Here is a 19,932-nt window from a genome sequence, read left to right on the forward strand (position 1 = left end):
CAGTGACGGACGACCCCAACAAATTGTTGCCCCGAATTCTGATTGTTGATGATTCGGTGGTGGAACGAAACCTGTTCGTTCACATGGTGGCCAAGTGGGGTTATCCGGTTGAGTTTGCAGCCAGCGGTCAGGAAGCGATACAACTTGTTGAGCGGCATCGCTTCCAATTGGTTCTGGCCGATTGGCAAATGCCCGGCATGCAGGGCACTGAGCTTTGCGTTGCCTTGCGCCAGCTAGACCTTGGGCAGTACACCTACATTATTTTGATGTCAGCCCAAAATGATGAAGAGTTTCTCATCAAGGCGCTAGACGCAGGCGCTGACGACGTACTCACCAAACCCGTCGATGGCAATGAACTGGAAGCGCGGTTGCAGTCGGCAGTCCGCCGTATTGAACTTCAAGCCCGGCTGGCCCGAAAAACCAATGAACTCGCGCATGCCCACGATGTAATTGCGCATGACCTCCGGGCTGTGTCCGGTCTTCAACGCAGTTTTCTGCCCGAGGCGCACAGTCCGTTTCAAGGCTTGAACTACCAGTGGTTGTCGGTGCCTTCCAAGTATGTGTCCGGCGATCACTTGCAGGTGTTCGAGCTGCAACGCGACGTGTATGGTTTTTACCTGCTTGATGTGTCCGGTCATGGCATACCTGCTGCTGTCAAGTCCATGCAGCTGGTTCAAATGTTTGCAGACCGCTCTGCCACCAGCATTGTGTTTGAGGGACGTTTGGGATCGGACGGCCAACGCTTGGTCTCGCGCCCTCGCGATGTTGTGGCGCGCCTGAACCGCCTGTTTCAGCAAACTGAATCTGACCTTTCTTATTTCACCATGATTTACGGCGTGTTCAACACTGCCAATCGACAGGTGTCCCTGTGCCAGGCTGGCCACCCCTCCCCTTTGTTGTTGTCAGCCGGAAAACCAGCCAATGTGCTGGGCAGCGGTGGGTACCCAGTGGGTTTGTTCGATTTCGATGACTTTGAGGACATTGAGCTGATACTGGGCAATGAAGACGCCCTCATTTTGTATTCCGACGGTGTCACTGAAGTTTTGTCGGCCAACTCCGAAGCGTTTGGAGAAAAACGCCTGCTCGATTTTGTCAATCAGCAAAGCAGTCAGGGGCGTTGGTCTGATTTGCCCGAGCGCATTCAAATGCGAGTTCAGCATTGGGGCGGCTTGGTCATTGAGCAAAAGGGTTTTGAGGACGACGTGTCTATTCTGATGCTTGCCCCGCGCCCCGGTGTATTGGACCAGCGTGATGTGGTGGACGCGGACCGGCAGATGCCCGAACTGGTATTTCGCTTGCAGGAAATTCAGGCCAGTCAACCTAGCCCTTTGCCTGCGAAAGCGGGCAAGTCGATTGTTATTGTTGATGATTCCCGCAGCTTTTTAAGAATTTTTGAAGCCATGTTGCACAGTTGGGGTTACACCGTGCATTCCGCCAAGAATGGCCATGAAGCGCTGGCCCTGATTGAAAAACATCAACCTGACTTTGTGCTGACCGATTGGGACATGCCTGGCATGAGCGGCATTGAGTTGTGTGAGCAAGTGCGCGCTCAAAAACAAAATGCCTACACTTACATCATCATGATCACAGGTTACGCAAGCCGGGACGACCTTTTGAACAGCTTGCGCGTGGGGGCCGATGACTTCATGACCAAGCCGGTCAACCCCAGTGAGTTGAAAGTACGCCTGAAAACCGCCGAGCGAATCGCAGATTTGCACACGGGCTTAGAGCGCAGACACGCTGAGCTTAGCCAGCTGTATGAAGCCTTGCAACGTGACATGCGTGAAGTGTCGCGTATTCAGCGGGCCCTGTTGCCCAAAAGCAAGCAGTATCCCTGGCCATTTGCAATTCAAACCATTTACCAGCCACAGGGTTATGTGTGTGGCAAACAAATGGGTTTGCTTGAAACCCAGGCGAATGAGCATGGGTTTTTCATGCTGAACATGGCTGGCCAGGACACGGCAACAGCGTTGCAAACCATGGCGTTGGCAAGGTGGTTTTCAATGGCCCGTGCAACGCGCGTGTTGTTTCCTGTGGAGGAAACCAGTTCAAAAATTCGGCGTTACCTGGCAAGCCCCGAGCAGGTGCTGGCCCAACTTTCAAGCATTTCGCCGTCCCTGAAAGACGAGCCTCCACAATTTGACTTGCTCTATGGCTTGATCAATCTTGACCAAGGCACCTTGTTGGTCGCCGGGATTGGCAATTGGGCCATGGTCATGGCGCAACCTGGCGTGGCACCTGCATTTTTGGGTGCGCACGGCAAGCCGGAGTCAGCCTTTGGTGTTGGGGAGGTTATTTATCAAGGCGTGATCGCCCCGGGCAGCCGACTTTATTTTTACCCGCGAGAATGCGCAAACACTTTGGGTGTACCCGATATCCAAGTTTGGCAACAGTCCGTGTTGCTCGACGACACACAAGGGGATGTGCTGACCAGGGAGTTCTCCCGCCTGCTGGATTCGGGTCGCAATCTAGAAGTTGTCGAAGGTGACCTGTCGCTGCTTGGGATTCAGTGGCGTGAAAGTTTTGAAGTACAGCGCCTTGCTTTGCCTTCTGCGCGGGTATCTGAATTGGCCGATGAATTTGTGCAAACTGGCTTGACCCTGCAAGACGAGTTTTCATCGCACGAGCAATCCTTTAAATTGGGCGAGTTCCTGAATTACACTGCATTCACTGCTGTTGCTGATACCGTAAACATCGGAGTATTAAGCAGTGCTGTACGGGCATTTGTAGAAGAGTTGGCTTACACCGAGGATGTTTGTTACAACACCGATCTTGTGGTGTCGGAGGCTTTGACCAACGTTATGTTACACGGCTTCAAAGACAAGCGTCCCGAGCCGGCGCAGCTAACCGTGCTGGCCTTTCAGCACGGAGTTGGGGTGTTGATCGAAGACTGGGGTAGCAGTATTCCCGCCCATGTGCTCAGCAAAATGCACCACGAGCATTCATTTCAAGACGATTTGAGTTTGGGCGATTTGCCTGAAGGTGGCATGGGTCTGGCATTCATGCGCATGGTGTCTCAGCGTTTCGTGTACCAGGCCAAGCAGAATCAGCATGGCAATCGCTTGTTGTTGCTGCTGTAAACACGCCGGTTCAGTTTTTGTTGTCGCCCGTGGCCGGTGCTTCTGGTGGTACCCAGCCCGTGGGTTGAAACGCGGGATTGTTCGGCATTTCCTCTGCCATCTTGTCGATCAAGCCCACAATTCGTTCATCCACAAATTTGCTGGCCGATTTTTGCAGGGCCCGCGACACTTCGGATTCAATCGCCGTCATGGCCAAGGGGCGAATTTTCCAGATCAATTGCGCCAGCCTGGGCAATTCTTCCTTGGGTGGCAGGTTGTCGCCGTATTGGTCCAATTCTTTCACAAACAGCGAAACGGCTTGGTCGCAAAAGCTTTCAAGATGGCCACGCAGCGACGCAATCAAATCCAGTAAGTCCAGCAAAGGCAAACCGGCACTGGCCATTTCTGCACCGGCGTGCAGAATTTTCGGGCTGGGTGCACGGTAACGCAAACCATCGGGTTCCAGCAGGCCCAGCTCAATTGTTTTGGCCAGGGCACCACGGCTTAAGCTGGTGCCAAACAGGGTGGCCAAATGCACCGGGTTGTAATTCTTCGGTATTTCATCTGTCCACGGGCTGGTAATTGCATGCGTTAAACCCAACAGCTGGCGAAGGTCGTAACCCTTGTCAATGGCGTCCAGCATTTCCTGAATATTGCTCAGGGTGTAACCGCGCCCCAACATTTGCCCAATCAGCTTGAGTCGTGACAAATGGTCTTCACTGTAAAAACCCACGCGCCCACGTTTTTCAGGCGGGGCCAACAGCCCCCGGTCCTGATAGGCACGTACATTGCGCACTGTGGTGTTGGCGGTGCGGGCGAGTTCATCAATGGTGAACTCTCGACCCTGCCCACTGGTGGAAGTGTCTTTGTTTACCGACGATTTTTTGAAGCGGAATGAAACCATTTAAGAATTGTAACCAAATGTGAGAGTATCTAGCCAACCAAGCTTGACGCAGTACGTGATTATGAACCAAACCCTACTTGTTGCGCTGGGCCTTTTCGGCTTGGGCAGTTGGGCCAACGCCCAAGATATTCAAAATAAAACCCTGGACGAAGAGGCACTTCGTGCCTGCCTGTTTCTCGAAGACGACCAACTTCGCCTGCGGTGCTTTGATGATGCCACAGGCAGAAGCCTGGTGGTCAAAGATGGTTCTGCTCCTGAGGCCGCCGCGGCCATTGACGGGGGGTTGTTGTTGTACAAACGCAGCGAAGACACCACCCTGAGCTGGCTGGATCGCCGCTGGGAGCTAGCCCCTTCAGCCAAAAGAGGCACCTTTTCCATACGCCCGTACCAGCCTGTTTACCTGTTGCCGGTGTATCACAACAAATCACCGAACATTCGCCCCACCAGCCCTAACCCCGCCAACACGGTGCAGCCGGGTGATGCGCCCGAGAATCTCGATCGCAATGAATTGAAATTTCAACTCAGCCTGAAAACCAAGGTGATGGAGAACATGTTTGGTGACAATGGTGATTTGTGGTTTGGCTACACGCAGTCCAGCCGTTGGCAGGTTATGAACCAGGATATTTCCCGCCCTTTTCGGGAAACAAATTATGAACCAGAACTGATTTTCACCTGGCGCTCCAGCTGGAGCGAGTTCAGGGAGGCCACTGGTTGGGAACCTCGTCTACTGGGCTTGAGCCTGAATCACCAGTCCAACGGGCGGGCCTTGCCACTGTCGAGATCCTGGAATCGCTTGATCGGCATGGTCGGGTTTGAGCGTGAAAACACCATGGTTCAATTCAGGCCTTGGTTGCGTATTGCCGAAGATGCCGCTGAAGACGACAACCCCGACATCAGCGACTTCATGGGCCGTGGCGACATGTTGCTGGTTCACAAACACAATGGACATGAATATTCCCTGCTAACCCGCCATAACTTTCGCGGTGGCGATGAATCTCGGGGCGCTGTTCAATTCGACTGGGCATTCCCGCTCACCAGTAACTTGCGTGGTCATTTGCAATACTTCACCGGTTATGGCGAAAGCCTGATTGATTACAATTACAAATCCGATTACCTGGGTATTGGTTTGTCTTTGGTGGGGTGGTATTGAACGTGTGGTTGAAGTGTGCTTTTGTCGCCTGCCTGTTGTTCACAGGGGTGGCGCAGGCCAATGAGCCCGTTGTTTTTGTCTTGGCCGCCACTGAGAAGGTGGTGGTCACCAATCCGAAGGGTCAGCAATACAGTGCTCTCCCCACCCAACGCCTGTTGCATGGTCATACCATTGCAGTGCCCAAAGGGCAGCGATTCTCTGTGTTGATCTTGAACACCGGCAATCGAAGGGTCTACAACGGACCAGCCCGGCTCAAGGTAATCGCTGATACTGTTCGCGTGTTGAGCGGGCCAGCTGTGAGAGTCTTTCCTCTGGAGCAAGCCCACCTGGATTTGATTAATCAATGGATTAATTTGTTCGCCCGACCGCGTGGCGTTTCGCCCGTTAAAGGACACAAAGCGGATAAAAATGACGCCATTGAGACTAATCCCCTTCGCGTTTTGCAACCCATCGACGGATCGCTACTGTTGACTCGTAACCCGGAATTCGTATTCCAGGGCGACTTGCCGAGAGAAGGCAACTTGATGTTGTTTGATTCAAGGGGCAAGCGATTTTGGGTTGAGCCCCTGGAGAGCGAGTATGTCAGTTTGCCGCCTGCCGCAAAATTTGAGTGGGGTCAAAGTTTTACCTGGGAAGTACGGCGCCTGACCGGTGGCCGCGTGGTCAGTGGCAGTTTTCACATTGCGAGTGAAGAAACTGCGCGCAGTTTGCTGGAGGCAAGGGTGCCAGACACTGCGGGCACTTTGCCCGAGGCAAAGCTTTTTTATGGCATGCGCCTTCAACTGGCCAAGGCCTACAAGGAAGCCAATGAGGTGTGGGCGTCTTTGGGCATGGTATTGACCGCGCAGGGGCAACCCAGCCGAATTCGTCCTTAGTCGCTGCCCGGTAAATCCCTAGCCGTCCAGTTCTTCCCAGCGGGCATAAGCTTTCAGCAGTTCATTTTCCAGGTCAACTATGCGGGCTTGCGCAGCAGTCACGATGTTGGCTTCTTGCTGGTAAAAGTCAGGGTCACCAATTTTTGCCACAAGTGCTTCCTGTTCTGTTTCCAGTTTCTCGATCAGCGCGGGCAGCATTTCGAGTTCACGTTGCTCTTTGTAACCCAGTTTTTTAGTCTTCTTGACGGGTGTAGGTTCCGTCGCTGCAACTGTTGGTTGCGCAACAGCGGTTGGAGCAGGCGGTGCAGCGTTGGGCGTGTTGGTCTTACCCACATTGGCCCAGGGGTCGGTGGTGCGTTGGCGCAACCAGTCGTCATAACCGCCCACGTAGTCGCCCACCACACCATCGCCTTCAAAAACCAGGCAACGGGTCACAATCTGGTTCAAAAATTCCCGGTCGTGACTGACCAAAATCAGTGTGCCTTGGTATGCCATCAGTTTTTCTTCCAGCAACTCCAGGGTTTCAATGTCCAGGTCGTTGGTGGGTTCGTCCAACACCATCACGTTCGAGGGTGTTGAAAACAACTGTGCCAGAATCAGCCTTGCGCGTTCTCCACCCGACAAACTACGCACTGGTTGGCGGGCGCGGTCGGGTGTGAACAGAAAGTCTTGCAAATAGCCGATCACATGTTTGGCTTGCCCATCAATGGTAATGAATTCCTTGCCGGCGCCAATAATTTCAACTGCGGTGTCTTCTTCGTTGAACTGGCTGCGCAACTGGTCAAAGTAGGCAATTTCCAGTTTTGTGCCCAATTTGATGTGGCCTGAATCGGGTGGCAACTGCCCCAGCAGTACTTTCAGCGCTGTGGTTTTGCCAATGCCGTTGGGGCCCAGGAAGCCAATTTTTTCACCGCGCAAAATGGTGTTGGTGAAGTTACGCAAAATTGGCAAGTCGCCCAACTGTTTATTGATGTCGGTCAGCTCAGCGACCACTTTGCCGCTGCGTTCGGCCTCCTGCACCTGTACTTTCGCACTGCCCACCACATTGCGTCGATCTGAAAACTGTTTACGCATTTCCATCAATGCGCGCACGCGGCCTTCGTTGCGGGTGCGGCGCGCCTCAATGCCACGGCGAATCCACACTTCTTCTTCAGCCAGTTTTTTATCGAACAGGGCGTTGGCCTTTTCCTGGGCATGCAGAAATTCCGCCTTGCCTTTCAAAAATCCCTCGTAGCCGCCCGACCAGCTTTTCAGCATGCCGCGATCAAGGTCGCACACCCGTGTGGCCAGCTTTCGCATGAATGAACGATCGTGACTCACGAAAATCACAGCGCCTTTGAACTGGCGGATCTGCTCTTCCAGCAATTCAATGCTGGGAATGTCCAGGTGGTTGGTGGGTTCATCCAGCAACAGCACGTCGGGGTTACTCACCATGGCTTTGGCTAGCATCACTTTGCGCTTCATGCCGCCCGACAGCTTTGCAAAAGGCAAATCCGCAGGCAACTTCATGCGGGAAAGCATTTGGTCTACTTCACTTTCAAGGTGCCAGCCGTGATGCTCGCCCAACTCATGTTGTGCTTCTTCAAGCACTTTGGCCTGTGCGGGTGTCAAGGAATCGTGATCCAGCGGGCCCAGTGTGCGGCTGATGCTGATGTGTTTGCCCAAGGTACCGAAGCCTTGTGCCACGACATCAAAAATGGTGTCATCGTGTTCCTGGGGCACGGCTTGTTCAAGGCAGGTCATGCGCAGGCCGTCCTGTTTAATCACCAGGCCATCTTCAGGCGTGGTTTCGCCTGTCAGAATGCGAAACAGTGTACTTTTGCCAGTGCCGTTGCGGCCCACCAAGGCCACGCGCTCACGTTCTTCAATTGAAAAATCAACCTGATCCAGCAGCACAGTGGTACCTATCCGGTACGTGGCCGCTTTTAAGCCCAACAACATGGTTATTCCTTTCGTATTTGTCTGGTAGTGGCCAGTGCCAATGCACAGCACAGGGCAGCATCGGGGGTGAACTGCCAGGCGTTGATTGCTTCAACGCAAGCATTGGATGTCATTAACTGAAATGCGCCCACTTCGCCATCGCGGTTTTTGGGGCGGCGCCCCGGCTTTAACTGGCCATGAAACAGAATGACTGTTTCGTAATGCCAGCCACCATACAGCAAGGGGCGGCTTAACACCAGTTCATGGCAGTTTAAAGGTTCAATCCAGGCAAAATCGTCTGAATTCAGCCCGGCTTCCTCGTCCAGTTCCCGCCACAGTGTGTTGTCAATACCCTCAGCGCTGGCAATTCCGCCTGCCGCCAGGTTGTCCAGCATGCCCGGGTTTTCGTGCTTGGTCGCGGCGCGCACACCCGTCCACACGCAACCTCTGTGATTCTCAACATGCACATGCACGGCTCGGCTGCGAAATCCCAGCGTTTTGAACAAGGCCCGCTCTGCGGTGGCCAACACCTGTCCCTGCCTGGTCAGCAACAATTGTTCTTCATTGCGCCAGCCCGGCACCAGGCCCATGGCTTTCAGCATATTCCCAGCAGTGGCCAGTTTGGCGCTCAGTGCCTGTGGTCCTTCTGTATGTTTGCACTCAATGCCTTGGCTAGTACTCACGCAGACCAGGCCCGTTGCATTGAAGACTTTCTCAAAGGTTTGCTGGTGTTGGGTGTCCCAATGGCCCAGGTGCTCGCCATTGAGCAACCATGGAATAAATTGTCGGGCCAGCGCGCTGGTGTTGTCGCGCCAGCGGCTGACGAAGGGTTGAAACTGAACTGGCAATGTGTGTTGCAACCAGGCTTTGCTCGCGTCAATCATGGCAATGCCTTCAGGTTTGAATCAGTTTTTTGGTGTTTTGAATGCTCATCAAAATACCAGCACCCATACCCAGCGTCACCATGGCGGTGCCACCGTAACTCATCAAAGGCAGGGGCACGCCCACCACGGGCAAAATACCGCTGACCATGCCAATGTTGACAAAGGCATAGGTGAAAAAAATCAAGGCCATGGCGCCTGCCATCAGGCGTGAAAACAGGGTGGGCGCGTTGCCGGCAATCACCAAGCCTCGCACAATCAGGCAGGTGTAGAGCGTCAATAGCACCAAGCAACCCAGCAGACCGAATTCTTCTGCAAGCACCGCAAAAATAAAGTCGGTGGTGCGTTCAGGAATAAATTCCAGGTGGGTTTGGGTACCCTGTAAAAACCCTTTACCGGTAAATCCGCCCGAGCCCACGGCCACTGTCGATTGAATAATGTGAAAACCTTTGCCAAGCGGGTCTTGAGTGGGATCCAGCAAGGTGAGCACCCGCTGGCGCTGGTAATCGTGCATTAGCGTCCAGAATAGGGGCAGACTGGCTAGAAACAGTCCCGTTAGCCAGCCCAACACTTTCCATGACAAACCTGCAAAGAAAATCACAAAGAAGCCCGAGCCCAATACCAGCAGTGCTGTACCCAAGTCGGGTTGTTTCAGAATCAAAATACCTGGAATGGCCAAGATAACCGAAGCCACCGCGAATTCACGCCAGCCGGAAACATTCTCCCGTTGCTGGAAAAACCAGGCCAACATCAGTGGCATGGCAATTTTCATGATCTCCGACGGTTGAATCCGGATAAAACCCAGATTAAGCCAACGTTGCGCACCTTTTGAAATGTCGCCAAACAGTTCAACGGCAATCAGCAAAACCACGCCCACCACATACAGCGGCACTGCGATTCGCATCAAAAATTGGGGTTTCAGGTTGGCCGTTACCCACATCACCATGAAGGCAATCAGCAGATTCCTTGAATGGTCAATGAAGCGACCCTCGAAATCAAATGCCGCGCTGTACTGGGTGATCAAGGCAAACACAACCAATGACAGCAAAATCGTGCTGAGTACCGGGTCAAACACGGTCAGGAATGGCTTGATTCGCGGCCAAATGGGTTCACGTTGAATGGCGCGGTTTCGGTTCACGGCAGAGACTCTCCGCTGATTGTTCGATCGGCAGCCTGTTCCGGAGCCTGGGGTAGCGGCAATGCAATCGAGCGGTCGTTTTCCGCTTCAATTTGCCAGTAAGTGTCGAGCACTTTTTTAATGGCGGGGGCGGCAGACTGGCTGCCAAATCCTCCGTTCTCAACAATTGCAGCCAAGGCAATTCTAGGTTGCTCCATGGGTGAAAAAGCAATAAACCAGCCATGGTCGCGCAGGCGCTCGGCCGAGGCAGCACGGTCTTTGTAGGTTTCGCCCTGCTTTAGTCCAAACACCTGTGCAGTTCCTGTTTTCCCCGCCACTTCATAGCTTACGTCCTTGAAAACGCCGCGTGCCGTGCCCTCAAGCACCGCGCCTCGCATGCCCAGTTTGACTGAATCAACATGCCGTTGTTGCAAGTTTAGCTGTTTAAAAGCCTCCAGTGGTTTTTCAGTCACCTGGCCGCTGACCGGGTTCTGGAAGGCTCGAACCAGCCGGGGCGTTGCGTTCATACCGCCACTGGCCAGCACCGCTGTTGCGTGGGCCAATTGCAGCGGGGTGTAGTTGTTGTAGCCTTGCCCAATCGCTACTGAAATGGTCTCGCCCGAATACCAACGCTGCGCCTCGGCCTTCTTGAAAGCGCCTGCTTTCCATTCCCGAGAGGGCAGCACACCCGTGCGTTCGCCGTCCAGGTCAATGCCAGTGTGCGATCCAAAGCCAAAGCGCCCCATGAACTCCGAAATAATATCGATGCCCATCTCGCTGCCCAGCATGTAATAGTAGGTGTTGCACGACTCGGCAATCGACTTGTACATGTCCACCATGCCGTGCCCGCCAATTTTGTCGTCCATGAACCGGCGGGAACCAAAATCAAAATAGCCAGGGTCGCGCAGCGTGCTCGATGCGGTGCGAAAGCCTCGCTCCAGCGCGGCCAGTGCCATAAAGGGCTTGAAGGTAGAGCCTGGCGGATAGGTGCCCGCCAAAGGGCGGTTCAGCAATGGCCGGTCAATACTTTCGTTCAGCAATTTCCAGTTCTCGGGATCAATGCCTTCCACGAACAGGTTGGGGTCAAAACTCGGTGCGCTCACCATGGCAAGAATGTCACCGTTGCGGGGGTCAATTGCCACCAAGGCGCCACGTTTGCCCTCCAGGGCCTTCTCGGCCGCCTCCTGCAGGCGAATGTCAATAGAGAGCATCAGGTTTTCACCTGGCACCGCGGGTGAGCGTGACAGCACTCGCACAGCCCGGCCGCCCGCCGAGGTTTCTACCTCTTCAAAACCTGTTCGTCCATGGAGCTGGGTTTCATAGCGCTTCTCGAGGCCGTCTTTGCCTATGTAAGCAGTACCCCGATAGTTGTTGGTTTGGTCCAGTTCTTCGATCCTTTCCTGATCTCGCGCCGAAATTCGACCAATGTAGCCTAGCAAATGCGCTGCATGGGGACCGTATGGGTATTGGCGGAAAAGGCGAGCGCGAATTTCCACACCAGGGAAGCGGAAGCTTTGTACCGCGAAACGGGCCACTTCTTCATCGGTGAGGCGTGTACGAATCGGGATGGATTCAAACCGTTTGGATTCAGCTCGCAGTTTTTTGAACCGTCTGCGGTCCAGTACTGAAATTTCAACAATCTTGCCCAGCTCATCGATCATTTCGTTCAAATTATCGATCTTGGAGGGTGTGATTTCGAGCGTGTAGGCCGAGTAATTGTTGGCCAGCACCACGCCATTGCGGTCCAGAATCAGGCCCCGGTTCGGCACCAGCGGCACAATCGTAATGCGGTTGTCTTCCGCTTTGGATTGGTACTTGTCATAGCTGATCACCTGCAACCACAGCAAGCGCGCCACCAATACCAAAAACAGCAACACCACAAAGAGCCCGGCCAGAAACAACCGAAACCGGAACTGTTTGATGGCTTGTTCTGGGTGGTTAAACTCGGTCATATCGGGCGGTCGTTGTCACGGTTTTCTGGCAATTTTTGTGGGGCCAGCAGCAAAAACTGTGTCAGCGGCCACAAGGCGGCGGTCAGTACGCTCTCCGCGAATATCCAGGCGCCCGGGAAGGTGCCGCCGAACATTACACGAATAATGACCGTGATGGCTTGGGCCGCCAGAAGCAAGGGAAAAATGTGGGCCGCTTGCATCATCGGGGAAAACCACATCACCCGGCGGTGAATGGTGATCGCGAAGTAAGAGAGCAGGGTGTAGGCCAGTGCGTGTTCACCAAATACGCTTGCTGAATGCACGTCAACTGCCGCGCCGAAGCACCAGGCCACGCCAATCCCGATTCGTCGCGGTTGCCGAATATTCCAGAACACCAGTACCAAAGCCAGTAAATCGGGCGTAACCCAATTTCGGTCGACTGGAATGAATTTGAAAAGCAGGGCAGCCAGCAGCGAAAATGCAATGAACCAAGGGTTTACCGGGCGCAAAATTTCGGAGTTGCCGAACGGATTAATTCCCATTGCCAGCCTCCGTGGTGTTTTTCGGGTTGAGGGCGCTGGCGGGTGCTGCGTTGGTTGTGGGTGGGCTGGCCGATCCTGTGTTCGGTGCATTATTCCCCGGCATGGGTGCACTGGTGGCTGGCTGCGCGTCAGTTGCGATTTTCTCGCGGAAGGTGTCGAGCACCAACACAAACCGGTGTCGCTCTACGCCAGCAATGGGTTCACAGAAAATACTGGCAAAGGCATAGCGCGAATTTCGCTCGACCCGAATGACCCTCGCCACGGGAATTCCTCTGGGGTATACACCGTCAAGCCCCGATGTCACCAGCAGGTCATTGTTTTCAATGTCAGCGTTGGCCGCCATAAAGCGAAGTTCAATCAGCCCTCCATCCAGCCCGCCATAAGCCACGCTGCGAATGCCATTCCTCAGGTTTTCAACGGGGATGATCTGTTCTTTGTCGGTGATCAGGCTGACTTCGGCCCGACTTGGAAAGGCGCGGGTGACCTGGCCCAACAAGCCCAGCTCGTCGATCACCGGCATGCCTTCTTTGACACCCTGGATCAAACCTTTGCCGATGATTATTTTGCGCGAAAACGGGTCGCGTGCATCGCTGACAATTTCGCTGAGAATGGAGCGCTTTACCTTCAGTGTGTTGCCCACATTCATCAGTTTGCGCAGCTTTTCGTTTTCCTGGCGCAAGGTTTCGAGTTCGTGCAGGCGTTGCTTGTCTTGAAGTTGCTCGAGAATCAAGGTTTTATTCTCGGATTGGAGTGTGTCCAGCGATGTGGCGTAGTCCACACCAGCCTGACTCCATTCGATGGGCAGGCTGGCAATTTTTTGCAAGGGGTAAAGTACTGTGCCTACTGCTTTGCGCACTACTTCCATGGCTGCAAATCGTGAATCCAGAAACAGCAGCCCCACCGAAAGCGCGACAAAGAAGGCCAGCCGCACGCGTGCGGATGGGCCTTGTTTGAACAACGGTGGTGGTGTGTACTCCATAGGCTTTTAGCCGGTTCAATGCTGGGCTATATAACAAGCCGGAGTTAGAACCGTTTTACGTTACTTACTCACTGGTGAAAATGGTGCCCAATTTGTCCATGCGCTCCAGTGCAAGGCCACAGCCGCGAACCACACAAGTCAGTGGGTCTTCGGCCACGTGCACCGGCAAACCGGTTTCTTCCATTAGAAGCCGATCCAGGTCGCGCAGCAAGGCACCACCACCGGTCAGCATCATGCCGCGTTCAGCAATGTCAGCACCCAGCTCGGGCGGTGTTTGTTCCAGTGCAGATTTAACTGCAGACACGATCGCATTGAGCGGTTCAGTCAAAGCTTCCAGAATTTCATTCGATGAAATCGTGAAACGCCGTGGAATGCCCTCTGACAAGTTGCGGCCGGTCACTTCCATGTCTTTCACTTCTGAACCGGGGAATGCCGAGCCAATCTGTTTCTTGATGGCTTCAGCCGTGGGTTCACCAATCATCATGCCGTAGTTGCGGCGAATGTAGCTGATGATGGCTTCATCAAACTTGTCGCCGCCCACGCGCACGCTGCCGGCGTACACCATGCCACCCAGGGAAATGATGCCCACTTCAGTGGTGCCGCCACCAATGTCGACGACCATTGAGCCAGATGCTTCAGATACCGGCAAGCCGGCGCCGATTGCTGCAGCCATGGGTTCTTCGATGAGGTAAACCTGAGATGCACCAGCGCCTAGCGCGCTTTCGCGAATGGCACGGCGTTCTACTTGAGTGGAACCGCAGGGCACACAAATGATTATTCTGGGGCTGGGTGAAAACAAGCGGCTTTCGTGAACCATCTTGATGAATTGCTTGAGCATTTGCTCGGTCACGGTGAAATCGGCAATTACGCCGTCTTTCATGGGACGAATGGCCTCGATGTTGCCAGGCACCTTGCCCAACATTTGCTTGGCTTCAAGGCCAACCGCCGTGATGGTTTTTTTGCCATTGGGGCCGCCTTCCTGACGAATAGCAACCACAGAAGGCTCGTCGAGAACGATGCCCTTGGTGCGGGCGTAGATTAGCGTGTTGGCCGTGCCCAAATCAATGGCCAAGTCGTTTGATAAATAGCTGCGTAGAAACCCAAACATGGTGATGTTCTAACCTGTGTTGTGTAGTTGGAGAGCTGCCAAGCCCGCGAAGCTCAAAGTTGTCTAGATGTTGTCCGGTTCGCCACTATTTATGGGACTTCACTTGTCAAGTGGCATAACTACCGATGATAACCTATAAAATAAGAAGACTTTGATCAACACAGACTTTCACCAAGCGGCTTTTGCATCATTTAGAAGCGATGCTCAGGCCTGCTGGTCGGCGGAGAAAATTTATGTCCCTTGATTCCGGACAAATTGCAAAAATTGCGGCCTTGTCGCGTTTGAAAGTGACGCCCGAGCAGGCTCAGGTACTTGAGCAACAATTGAATAACATCATGCAACTTGCCGATCGCTTGAGCAGTGAAAACACCGAAGGCGTTGAGCCGTTGGCGCATCCTCTCTCGCTGATCCAACCCATCGCGCTGCGCTTGCGCGAAGACGCCGTGACTGAGGCTGACAATCGCACCGCCAATATGGCCAACGCACCGGCTGCCGAGAAAGGCCTGTTTTTGGTACCCAAAGTCATTGAATGATCGTTTATCAAGAATTCAGTCCTCCTAATTTAAGAAAATCCGATATTGGAATGTGGTTTTAAGCATGTCATCCAAAATTCAAAGTATTTCCCAGCTGCGCGCTTTGCTGGACGAGAAAAAAACCAGTGCCGTTGAGTTGGCGCAAGATGCTCTGCGCCAAGCTGGTCAGCAGTCCAGGTTGAACGCATTCGTGGACATTCGCGATGACCTCACCCTGCAACAAGCCAAGGCCGCCGATGCGCGGCTTGCTGCGGGTGAAACCGGCGCCTTGTTGGGTATTCCCACTGCACACAAAGATATTTTTGTTACCCAAGGCTGGACCAGCACGGCGGGCTCTAAAATGCTCGCGGGTTATCAAAGTCCGTTTGATGCTGAGGTGGTATCTCGCTTGAATGCCGCGGGTACTGTGAGCATTGGCAAATTGAATTGCGATGAATTCGCGATGGGGTCATCGAATGAAAAAAGTGCCTATGGCCCTTGCCTGAACCCTTGGGACACTTTGGCGGTGCCTGGCGGTTCTTCGGGTGGGTCGGCCGTGGCTGTGGCCGCAGGTGTGGTGCCATTTACCACGGGTACAGACACCGGCGGATCCATTCGCCAACCAGCGTCGCTGTGCGGTATCACCGGCATCAAACCGACCTACGGCAGTTGCAGCCGTTACGGCATGATTGCGTACGCCAGCAGCCTGGACCAGGCCGGTCCCATGGCCCACAGCGCTCGCGATTGTGCGCTGGTGCTCAATGCCATGGTGGGCTTTGACGCCAAAGACAGCACCAGCGTGCAAAGGCCGGTGTCAAATGAAGATTTCACAGCAGGCTTTGGAAAGCCCCTTCGCACTGGCGATGTTGCGAAGCCTCTGGCTGGTGTTCGGGTCGGTTTGCCCGCCGAGTTTTTTGGCGAAGGCTTGACCACCGACGTGCGCGCGCCAGTTGACGCAGCCCTGAAACAGCTTGAAACCCTGGGCGCCACGCTGGTGAATATCAGCTTGCCGCGCACGGAACTGTCCATTCCAGCGTACTACGTGATTGCGCCCGCTGAAGCCAGTTCCAACCTGTCGCGTTTTGATGGTGTGCGTTACGGCCACCGCGCGGCCGAGTACAGCGATTTGAAATCCATGTACGAAAATTCGCGCAGTGAAGGCTTTGGCCTTGAAGTGCAGCGCCGCATCATGGTGGGTGCCTATGTGCTCTCGCATGGTTATTACGACGCGTATTATTTGCAGGCCCAGAAAATTCGCCGTCTGATTGCGCAAGATTTTCAAGCTGCTTTCCAGCAATGCGATTTCATTGCTGGCCCGGTTAGCCCCACAGTGGCCTGGAATTTGGGCGAGAAGTCAGCTGACCCGGTGCAAATGTATCTGGCCGACATTTACACGCTCAGCACAAGTTTGGCTGGTTTGCCCGGTATGAGCGTACCCGTTGGGTTTGGCGACAAAAATCGCCCTGTCGGCATGCAATTAATTGGCAATTATTTCAAGGAAGGGGAAATGCTGGCGCTTGCTGACCATTATCAAGCCGCCACCGATTGGCACCTTTATACTCCGTCTTAAAAAGGATCGCACCATGCAATGGGAAATTGTGGTGGGTCTTGAAACCCACACCCAGTTAACAACCGAATCAAAAATTTTCTCTGGTGCCAGCACCGCTTTTGGTGCAGAGCCCAATGCGCAAGCCTGTGCTGTGGACTTGGCTTTGCCCGGTGTGCTGCCAGTGATGAACAAAGCAGCCGTGCAGCGCGCCATTCAATTTGGCCTGGCCGTGGGCGCCAAGGTGGCCGAGCATTCGGTGTTTGCGCGCAAAAATTATTTCTATCCTGATTTGCCCAAGGGCTACCAAATCAGCCAGTTTGAAATTCCGGTGGTGCAGGGCGGCTCCATCAGCTTTTTGCTGGGCGATCAAATGAAGACAGTGCGCTTGGTGCGCGCCCACCTGGAAGAAGACGCGGGCAAAAGCCTGCATGAAGACTTCGCGGGCCAGTCGGGCATCGATTTGAACCGCGCGGGCACGCCACTTTTGGAAATTGTGACTGAACCCGACATGCGTTCGGCCGAAGAGGCGGTGGCCTATGCCAAAACCTTGCACACCTTGGTCACTTGGCTGGGAATTTGCGATGGCAATATGCAGGAAGGCAGTTTCCGCTGCGACGCCAACGTGTCGGTTCGCCCCAAAGGCGAAACCAAGTTGGGCACTCGCTGCGAAATCAAAAACCTGAACAGCTTCAAGTTTTTGCAGGCCGCCATTTTGTATGAAGCGCAGCGCCAAATCGAGATCATCGAAGATGGGGGCACAATCAAACAGGAAACGCGACTTTACGACCCCGATCGCAACGAAACCCGCTCCATGCGCAGCAAGGAGGATTCGGAAGACTACCGTTACTTCCCCGATCCCGACCTGCCACCGCTGATGATTTCTGCGCAATGGGTTGAGCAAGTGCGTGCCGAAATGCCCGAATTGCCCGGCCAAAAGCAGGCGCGTTACACCGCTGAGCTGGGTTTGAGTGAATACGATGCGGTGACGCTCACAGCCAGCCGCGCCATGACCGATTACTTCGAGGCGGCGCTGGCCGCGGCGGGCGCTGACAAAGCCAAGCCTTTGGCCAACTGGTTGCTGGGCGAGTTTTCTGCCAGCTTGAATCGCGACGACAAAACCCCTGCAGAGTCGCCCATTGCACCTGCCTTGATGGCGGCCTTGGTGAAACGCGTGGTGGACGGCACTCTGAATAACAAAACTGCAAAAGTGGTGTTTGCTGCCCTGTGGGACGGCAAGTACAGCGATGTGGATGCTTGTATTAAAGGCGAGGGTTTGGAGCAAATCTCAGACTCTGGCGCTGTTGAAAAAATGATCGACGACGTACTGGCAGCGCACCCCGGCCCGGTGGCCGAGTACAAAGCCGGTAAAGAGGCGTCATTTAACTTTCTGGTGGGGCAAATCATGCGTGCAGCGCGCGGCAAGGCCAACCCGGCGCAGGTGAACGAGATTTTGAAAGCCAAGTTGAGTGCGTGATTCCTTCGCCAACCCGACGGGGTTGTCTGCTTCCTCACTGAAAACCGCCTGATCAGCGCGCCATCCTCAAAGCGGATGGTCGTAATCCGCAATCAAGGGTGCATGGTCTGAAAACTTCTGGCCCTTGTACACATTTACTTCGCGAATCAAGTCACGCAATGCCGGGCTCACCATCTGGTAATCAATTCGCCACCCCACATTCTTGGCATAAGCCTGCCCGCGGTTGCTCCACCAGGTGTAGCAACCGTCGGTTTCTTCTGGGTACAGCACACGGTAGGCGTCCACCCAACCACGTTTTTCAATCACATTGCCAATCCAGGCACGTTCCTCGGGGGTGAAGCCGCTGTTCTTTAAATTGCCTTTCCAGTTTTTCAGGTCAATCTCTTTGTGGGCAATATTCCAGTCGCCGCACAATACAACAGGCTTCTTCTTGCTTTCAAAATCATCAAAAATTTGCTCAAAATGATCTAGAAATCGGAATTTGGCTTCTTGTCGTTCCTCGGAACTGCTGCCGGACGGAAAGTAGATCGACGACACAATCATATTCTCGAATTCTGCAGTCACCATGCGTCCTTCCGCGTCGAATTCGGTGTTATTTAGCCCGTAAATCACATTAAGTGGTTCTACTTTGCAGTAAAGGCCAACACCGCTGTAGCCTTTTTTTTCTGCAGCCTGAAAGTAACCTTTGTATGTGCCGGGTTGCAAATGCTCGGGGCCAAGGTCCGCCAAGTGGGCTTTGATCTCCTGTACACACACCACATCGGCCTGGCTTTGGTTCATCCAGTCGAAAAACCCTTTTGTGTGGGCAGAACGAATTCCATTCAGATTTGCTGAGATAATGCGGGTCATTGTGTACAGTCAGTTTTTTAGGGATTGATCGTGGCCGATTCAAATCAAAATTTGCAGGTTCTTTCCGACCAGTTTTTGCAGTTTGCTGTCGAAAAGCAGGTGTTGCGCTTTGGCGAATTCAAAACCAAGGCAGGCAGAATGTCGCCGTATTTTTTCAATGCGGGTCTGTTCAACACAGGTTCGTCGTTGCAAAAGCTCAGTGAATTTTACGCACAAACCTTGCTTGAGCAAACCGCAGAGCGTGGAATTCAGTTTGACATGCTGTTTGGCCCTGCTTACAAAGGTATCCCTTTGGTGGCTGGGGCCACCATGGAAATGGCCCGCCGCGGTCGCGATGTACCTTACGCATTTAATCGCAAGGAAGCCAAAGATCACGGTGAAGGCGGTTCTTTGGTGGGTGCGCCACTGGAAGGTCGGGTTGTGATTGTTGACGATGTTATTTCAGCAGGAACATCGGTGCGTGAATCTGTTGAAATCATTCGCGCCAATGGCGCTGAACCTGCTGCGGTATTGATCGCACTGGATCGCATGGAAAAGGGCATGCGCGACGGGCAGGACACCCAGCATTCAGCAGTTCAGGAAGTGGAGCAGTTGTACGGAATCCCTGTTTTGGCCATTGCCAACCTGCAAGACTTGCTGCGTTACTTGCTTACCCGGCAAGCTGCCAATGTTCGCCTGGCTGGCTGGTACGAGAAGGTGAAGGAATACCGTAGCCGTTACGGCGTGTAAGGTCACCCGGAAAAAAGCCGCACCACTTAGTAAAGCTGGTGCGGCTTTTTCATGGAACAAACCCGTTTACAACACAACCGATACCAATTCATGCCCTGAAAGCGCCCGGTAAATGTTGTCAAGCTCTTCCTGGTTGTTCACATACACGGTGCAGGTCAGGCTCAAGTAGTTGCCCTTGCTGCTGGGCCGCATGTCAACACCTGCTACATCAAATCCAGGGCTCATGCTGAGCAATAAATCACAAATGACCTGGGAGAACTCTGGCACATTCTTCCCCATCACTTTGATGGGGAAATGAGTCGGAAATTCTATTAGGCTTTTTTTGCCTTCATTGGGTGTCGCCGTGCTCATTA

At 53.7% G+C, this 19,932-nt stretch carries 17 protein-coding genes; 7 read left to right on the forward strand and 10 right to left on the reverse strand.

What is annotated here, in order from left to right:
* Nucleotides 1-2 precede the first annotated feature (2 nt).
* A complete protein-coding gene (locus tag PY990_RS08195; RefSeq protein WP_275271202.1) occupies nucleotides 3-3,080 on the forward strand; it encodes a response regulator in 3,078 nt (1,025 codons plus the stop codon).
* A 10-nt stretch (nucleotides 3,081-3,090) separates the two neighbouring features.
* Here PY990_RS08195 and PY990_RS08200 read toward each other — a convergent pair whose 3' ends face one another.
* On the reverse strand, nucleotides 3,091-3,963 hold the full coding sequence (locus PY990_RS08200; RefSeq protein ID WP_275271203.1) for a MerR family transcriptional regulator: 873 nt from the start codon (nucleotides 3,961-3,963) through the stop codon (nucleotides 3,091-3,093).
* A gap of 61 nt (nucleotides 3,964-4,024) precedes the next feature.
* Between PY990_RS08200 and PY990_RS08205 the strand changes: the two genes are divergently transcribed.
* Entirely contained in the window at nucleotides 4,025-5,113 is a 1,089-nt protein-coding gene (locus tag PY990_RS08205; RefSeq protein ID WP_275271204.1) for a phospholipase A, read from the forward strand.
* Nucleotides 5,110-5,988 carry a hypothetical protein gene (locus PY990_RS08210; protein WP_275271205.1) on the forward strand — a complete coding sequence of 293 codons (879 nt, stop codon included), beginning with the start codon at nucleotides 5,110-5,112 and terminating at the stop codon, nucleotides 5,986-5,988. Before PY990_RS08205 ends, PY990_RS08210 begins: the two co-directional genes overlap by 4 nt.
* Nucleotides 5,989-6,006: 18 nt before the next feature.
* Here the strand turns inward: PY990_RS08210 and PY990_RS08215 are convergent, their stop codons facing one another.
* From PY990_RS08215 to PY990_RS08245, 7 genes are all read right to left on the reverse strand, one after another.
* Nucleotides 6,007-7,929, reverse strand: a complete 1,923-nt coding sequence (locus PY990_RS08215) for an ATP-binding cassette domain-containing protein (protein WP_275271206.1) — start codon at nucleotides 7,927-7,929, stop codon at nucleotides 6,007-6,009.
* Nucleotides 7,930-7,931: 2 nt separating this feature from the next.
* Nucleotides 7,932-8,792, reverse strand: a complete 861-nt coding sequence (locus PY990_RS08220) for an NUDIX hydrolase (RefSeq protein WP_275271207.1) — start codon at nucleotides 8,790-8,792, stop codon at nucleotides 7,932-7,934.
* 10 nt (nucleotides 8,793-8,802) lie between these two features.
* A complete protein-coding gene (gene rodA, locus PY990_RS08225) occupies nucleotides 8,803-9,927 on the reverse strand; it encodes a rod shape-determining protein RodA (RefSeq protein WP_275271208.1) in 1,125 nt (374 codons plus the stop codon).
* Complete coding sequence (gene mrdA / locus PY990_RS08230; protein WP_275271209.1) at nucleotides 9,924-11,858, reverse strand: penicillin-binding protein 2; 1,935 nt, start codon at nucleotides 11,856-11,858, stop codon at nucleotides 9,924-9,926. The genes rodA and mrdA overlap by 4 nt, the downstream gene beginning before the upstream one ends.
* Nucleotides 11,855-12,379, reverse strand: a complete 525-nt coding sequence (gene mreD / locus PY990_RS08235; protein ID WP_275271210.1) for a rod shape-determining protein MreD — start codon at nucleotides 12,377-12,379, stop codon at nucleotides 11,855-11,857. Before mreD ends, mrdA begins: the two co-directional genes overlap by 4 nt.
* Nucleotides 12,369-13,358, reverse strand: coding sequence for a rod shape-determining protein MreC (gene mreC, locus PY990_RS08240; RefSeq protein WP_275271211.1), 990 nt, complete (start codon nucleotides 13,356-13,358; stop codon nucleotides 12,369-12,371). Before mreC ends, mreD begins: the two co-directional genes overlap by 11 nt.
* Before the next feature lie 64 nt (nucleotides 13,359-13,422).
* The gene (locus PY990_RS08245; RefSeq protein ID WP_008248080.1) at nucleotides 13,423-14,466 is read right to left on the reverse strand and encodes a rod shape-determining protein; all 1,044 of its coding nucleotides are present in this window, start codon (nucleotides 14,464-14,466) and stop codon (nucleotides 13,423-13,425) included.
* Between the two features lie 233 nt (nucleotides 14,467-14,699).
* Between PY990_RS08245 and gatC the strand changes: the two genes are divergently transcribed.
* The 3 genes from gatC to gatB all read left to right on the forward strand — a co-directional run bounded on the left by gatC (nucleotide 14,700) and on the right by gatB (nucleotide 18,001).
* A complete protein-coding gene (gene gatC / locus PY990_RS08250; RefSeq protein ID WP_275271212.1) occupies nucleotides 14,700-14,999 on the forward strand; it encodes an Asp-tRNA(Asn)/Glu-tRNA(Gln) amidotransferase subunit GatC in 300 nt (99 codons plus the stop codon).
* Between the two features lie 64 nt (nucleotides 15,000-15,063).
* Nucleotides 15,064-16,548 (forward strand): Asp-tRNA(Asn)/Glu-tRNA(Gln) amidotransferase subunit GatA, encoded by a 1,485-nt coding sequence (gatA, locus tag PY990_RS08255; RefSeq protein ID WP_275271214.1) that lies wholly within the window; start codon nucleotides 15,064-15,066, stop codon nucleotides 16,546-16,548.
* 13 nt (nucleotides 16,549-16,561) lie between these two features.
* Nucleotides 16,562-18,001, forward strand: a complete 1,440-nt coding sequence (gene gatB, locus PY990_RS08260) for an Asp-tRNA(Asn)/Glu-tRNA(Gln) amidotransferase subunit GatB (protein WP_275271215.1) — start codon at nucleotides 16,562-16,564, stop codon at nucleotides 17,999-18,001.
* A gap of 66 nt (nucleotides 18,002-18,067) precedes the next feature.
* Here gatB and PY990_RS08265 read toward each other — a convergent pair whose 3' ends face one another.
* A complete protein-coding gene (locus PY990_RS08265; protein ID WP_275271216.1) occupies nucleotides 18,068-18,850 on the reverse strand; it encodes an exodeoxyribonuclease III in 783 nt (260 codons plus the stop codon).
* Nucleotides 18,851-18,874: 24 nt separating this feature from the next.
* On the opposite strand from PY990_RS08265, the gene pyrE reads away from it, so the two are divergent.
* The gene (gene pyrE / locus PY990_RS08270) at nucleotides 18,875-19,579 is read left to right on the forward strand and encodes an orotate phosphoribosyltransferase (protein ID WP_275271217.1); all 705 of its coding nucleotides are present in this window, start codon (nucleotides 18,875-18,877) and stop codon (nucleotides 19,577-19,579) included.
* A 66-nt stretch (nucleotides 19,580-19,645) separates the two neighbouring features.
* On the opposite strand, the gene PY990_RS08275 is transcribed toward pyrE, so the two are convergent.
* Nucleotides 19,646-19,930, reverse strand: coding sequence for an HP0495 family protein (locus PY990_RS08275; protein ID WP_275271218.1), 285 nt, complete (start codon nucleotides 19,928-19,930; stop codon nucleotides 19,646-19,648).
* Between the last annotated feature and the right edge of the window lie 2 nt (nucleotides 19,931-19,932).

The sequence above is a fragment of the Limnobacter olei genome, assembly GCF_029087225.1.
In the GTDB taxonomy this organism is placed as follows: domain Bacteria; phylum Pseudomonadota; class Gammaproteobacteria; order Burkholderiales; family Burkholderiaceae_B; genus Limnobacter; species Limnobacter olei.

What these genes read in the sequence shown, in the direction of transcription:
- PY990_RS08215 (WP_275271206.1), bottom strand. Translation starts at nt 7,929, where the DNA reads ATGTTGTTGGGCTTAAAAGCGGCCACGTACCGGATAGGTACCACTGTG.
- gatA (WP_275271214.1), top strand. Translation starts at nt 15,064, where the DNA reads ATGTCATCCAAAATTCAAAGTATTTCCCAGCTGCGCGCTTTGCTGGAC.
- PY990_RS08265 (WP_275271216.1), bottom strand. Translation starts at nt 18,850, where the DNA reads ATGACCCGCATTATCTCAGCAAATCTGAATGGAATTCGTTCTGCCCAC.
- PY990_RS08200 (WP_275271203.1), bottom strand. Translation starts at nt 3,963, where the DNA reads ATGGTTTCATTCCGCTTCAAAAAATCGTCGGTAAACAAAGACACTTCC.
- gatB (WP_275271215.1), top strand. Translation starts at nt 16,562, where the DNA reads ATGCAATGGGAAATTGTGGTGGGTCTTGAAACCCACACCCAGTTAACA.
- PY990_RS08275 (WP_275271218.1), bottom strand. Translation starts at nt 19,930, where the DNA reads ATGAGCACGGCGACACCCAATGAAGGCAAAAAAAGCCTAATAGAATTT.
- mrdA (WP_275271209.1), bottom strand. Translation starts at nt 11,858, where the DNA reads ATGACCGAGTTTAACCACCCAGAACAAGCCATCAAACAGTTCCGGTTT.
- gatC (WP_275271212.1), top strand. Translation starts at nt 14,700, where the DNA reads ATGTCCCTTGATTCCGGACAAATTGCAAAAATTGCGGCCTTGTCGCGT.
- mreC (WP_275271211.1), bottom strand. Translation starts at nt 13,358, where the DNA reads ATGGAGTACACACCACCACCGTTGTTCAAACAAGGCCCATCCGCACGC.
- PY990_RS08245 (WP_008248080.1), bottom strand. Translation starts at nt 14,466, where the DNA reads ATGTTTGGGTTTCTACGCAGCTATTTATCAAACGACTTGGCCATTGAT.
- mreD (WP_275271210.1), bottom strand. Translation starts at nt 12,379, where the DNA reads ATGGGAATTAATCCGTTCGGCAACTCCGAAATTTTGCGCCCGGTAAAC.
- PY990_RS08220 (WP_275271207.1), bottom strand. Translation starts at nt 8,792, where the DNA reads ATGATTGACGCGAGCAAAGCCTGGTTGCAACACACATTGCCAGTTCAG.
- PY990_RS08205 (WP_275271204.1), top strand. Translation starts at nt 4,025, where the DNA reads ATGAACCAAACCCTACTTGTTGCGCTGGGCCTTTTCGGCTTGGGCAGT.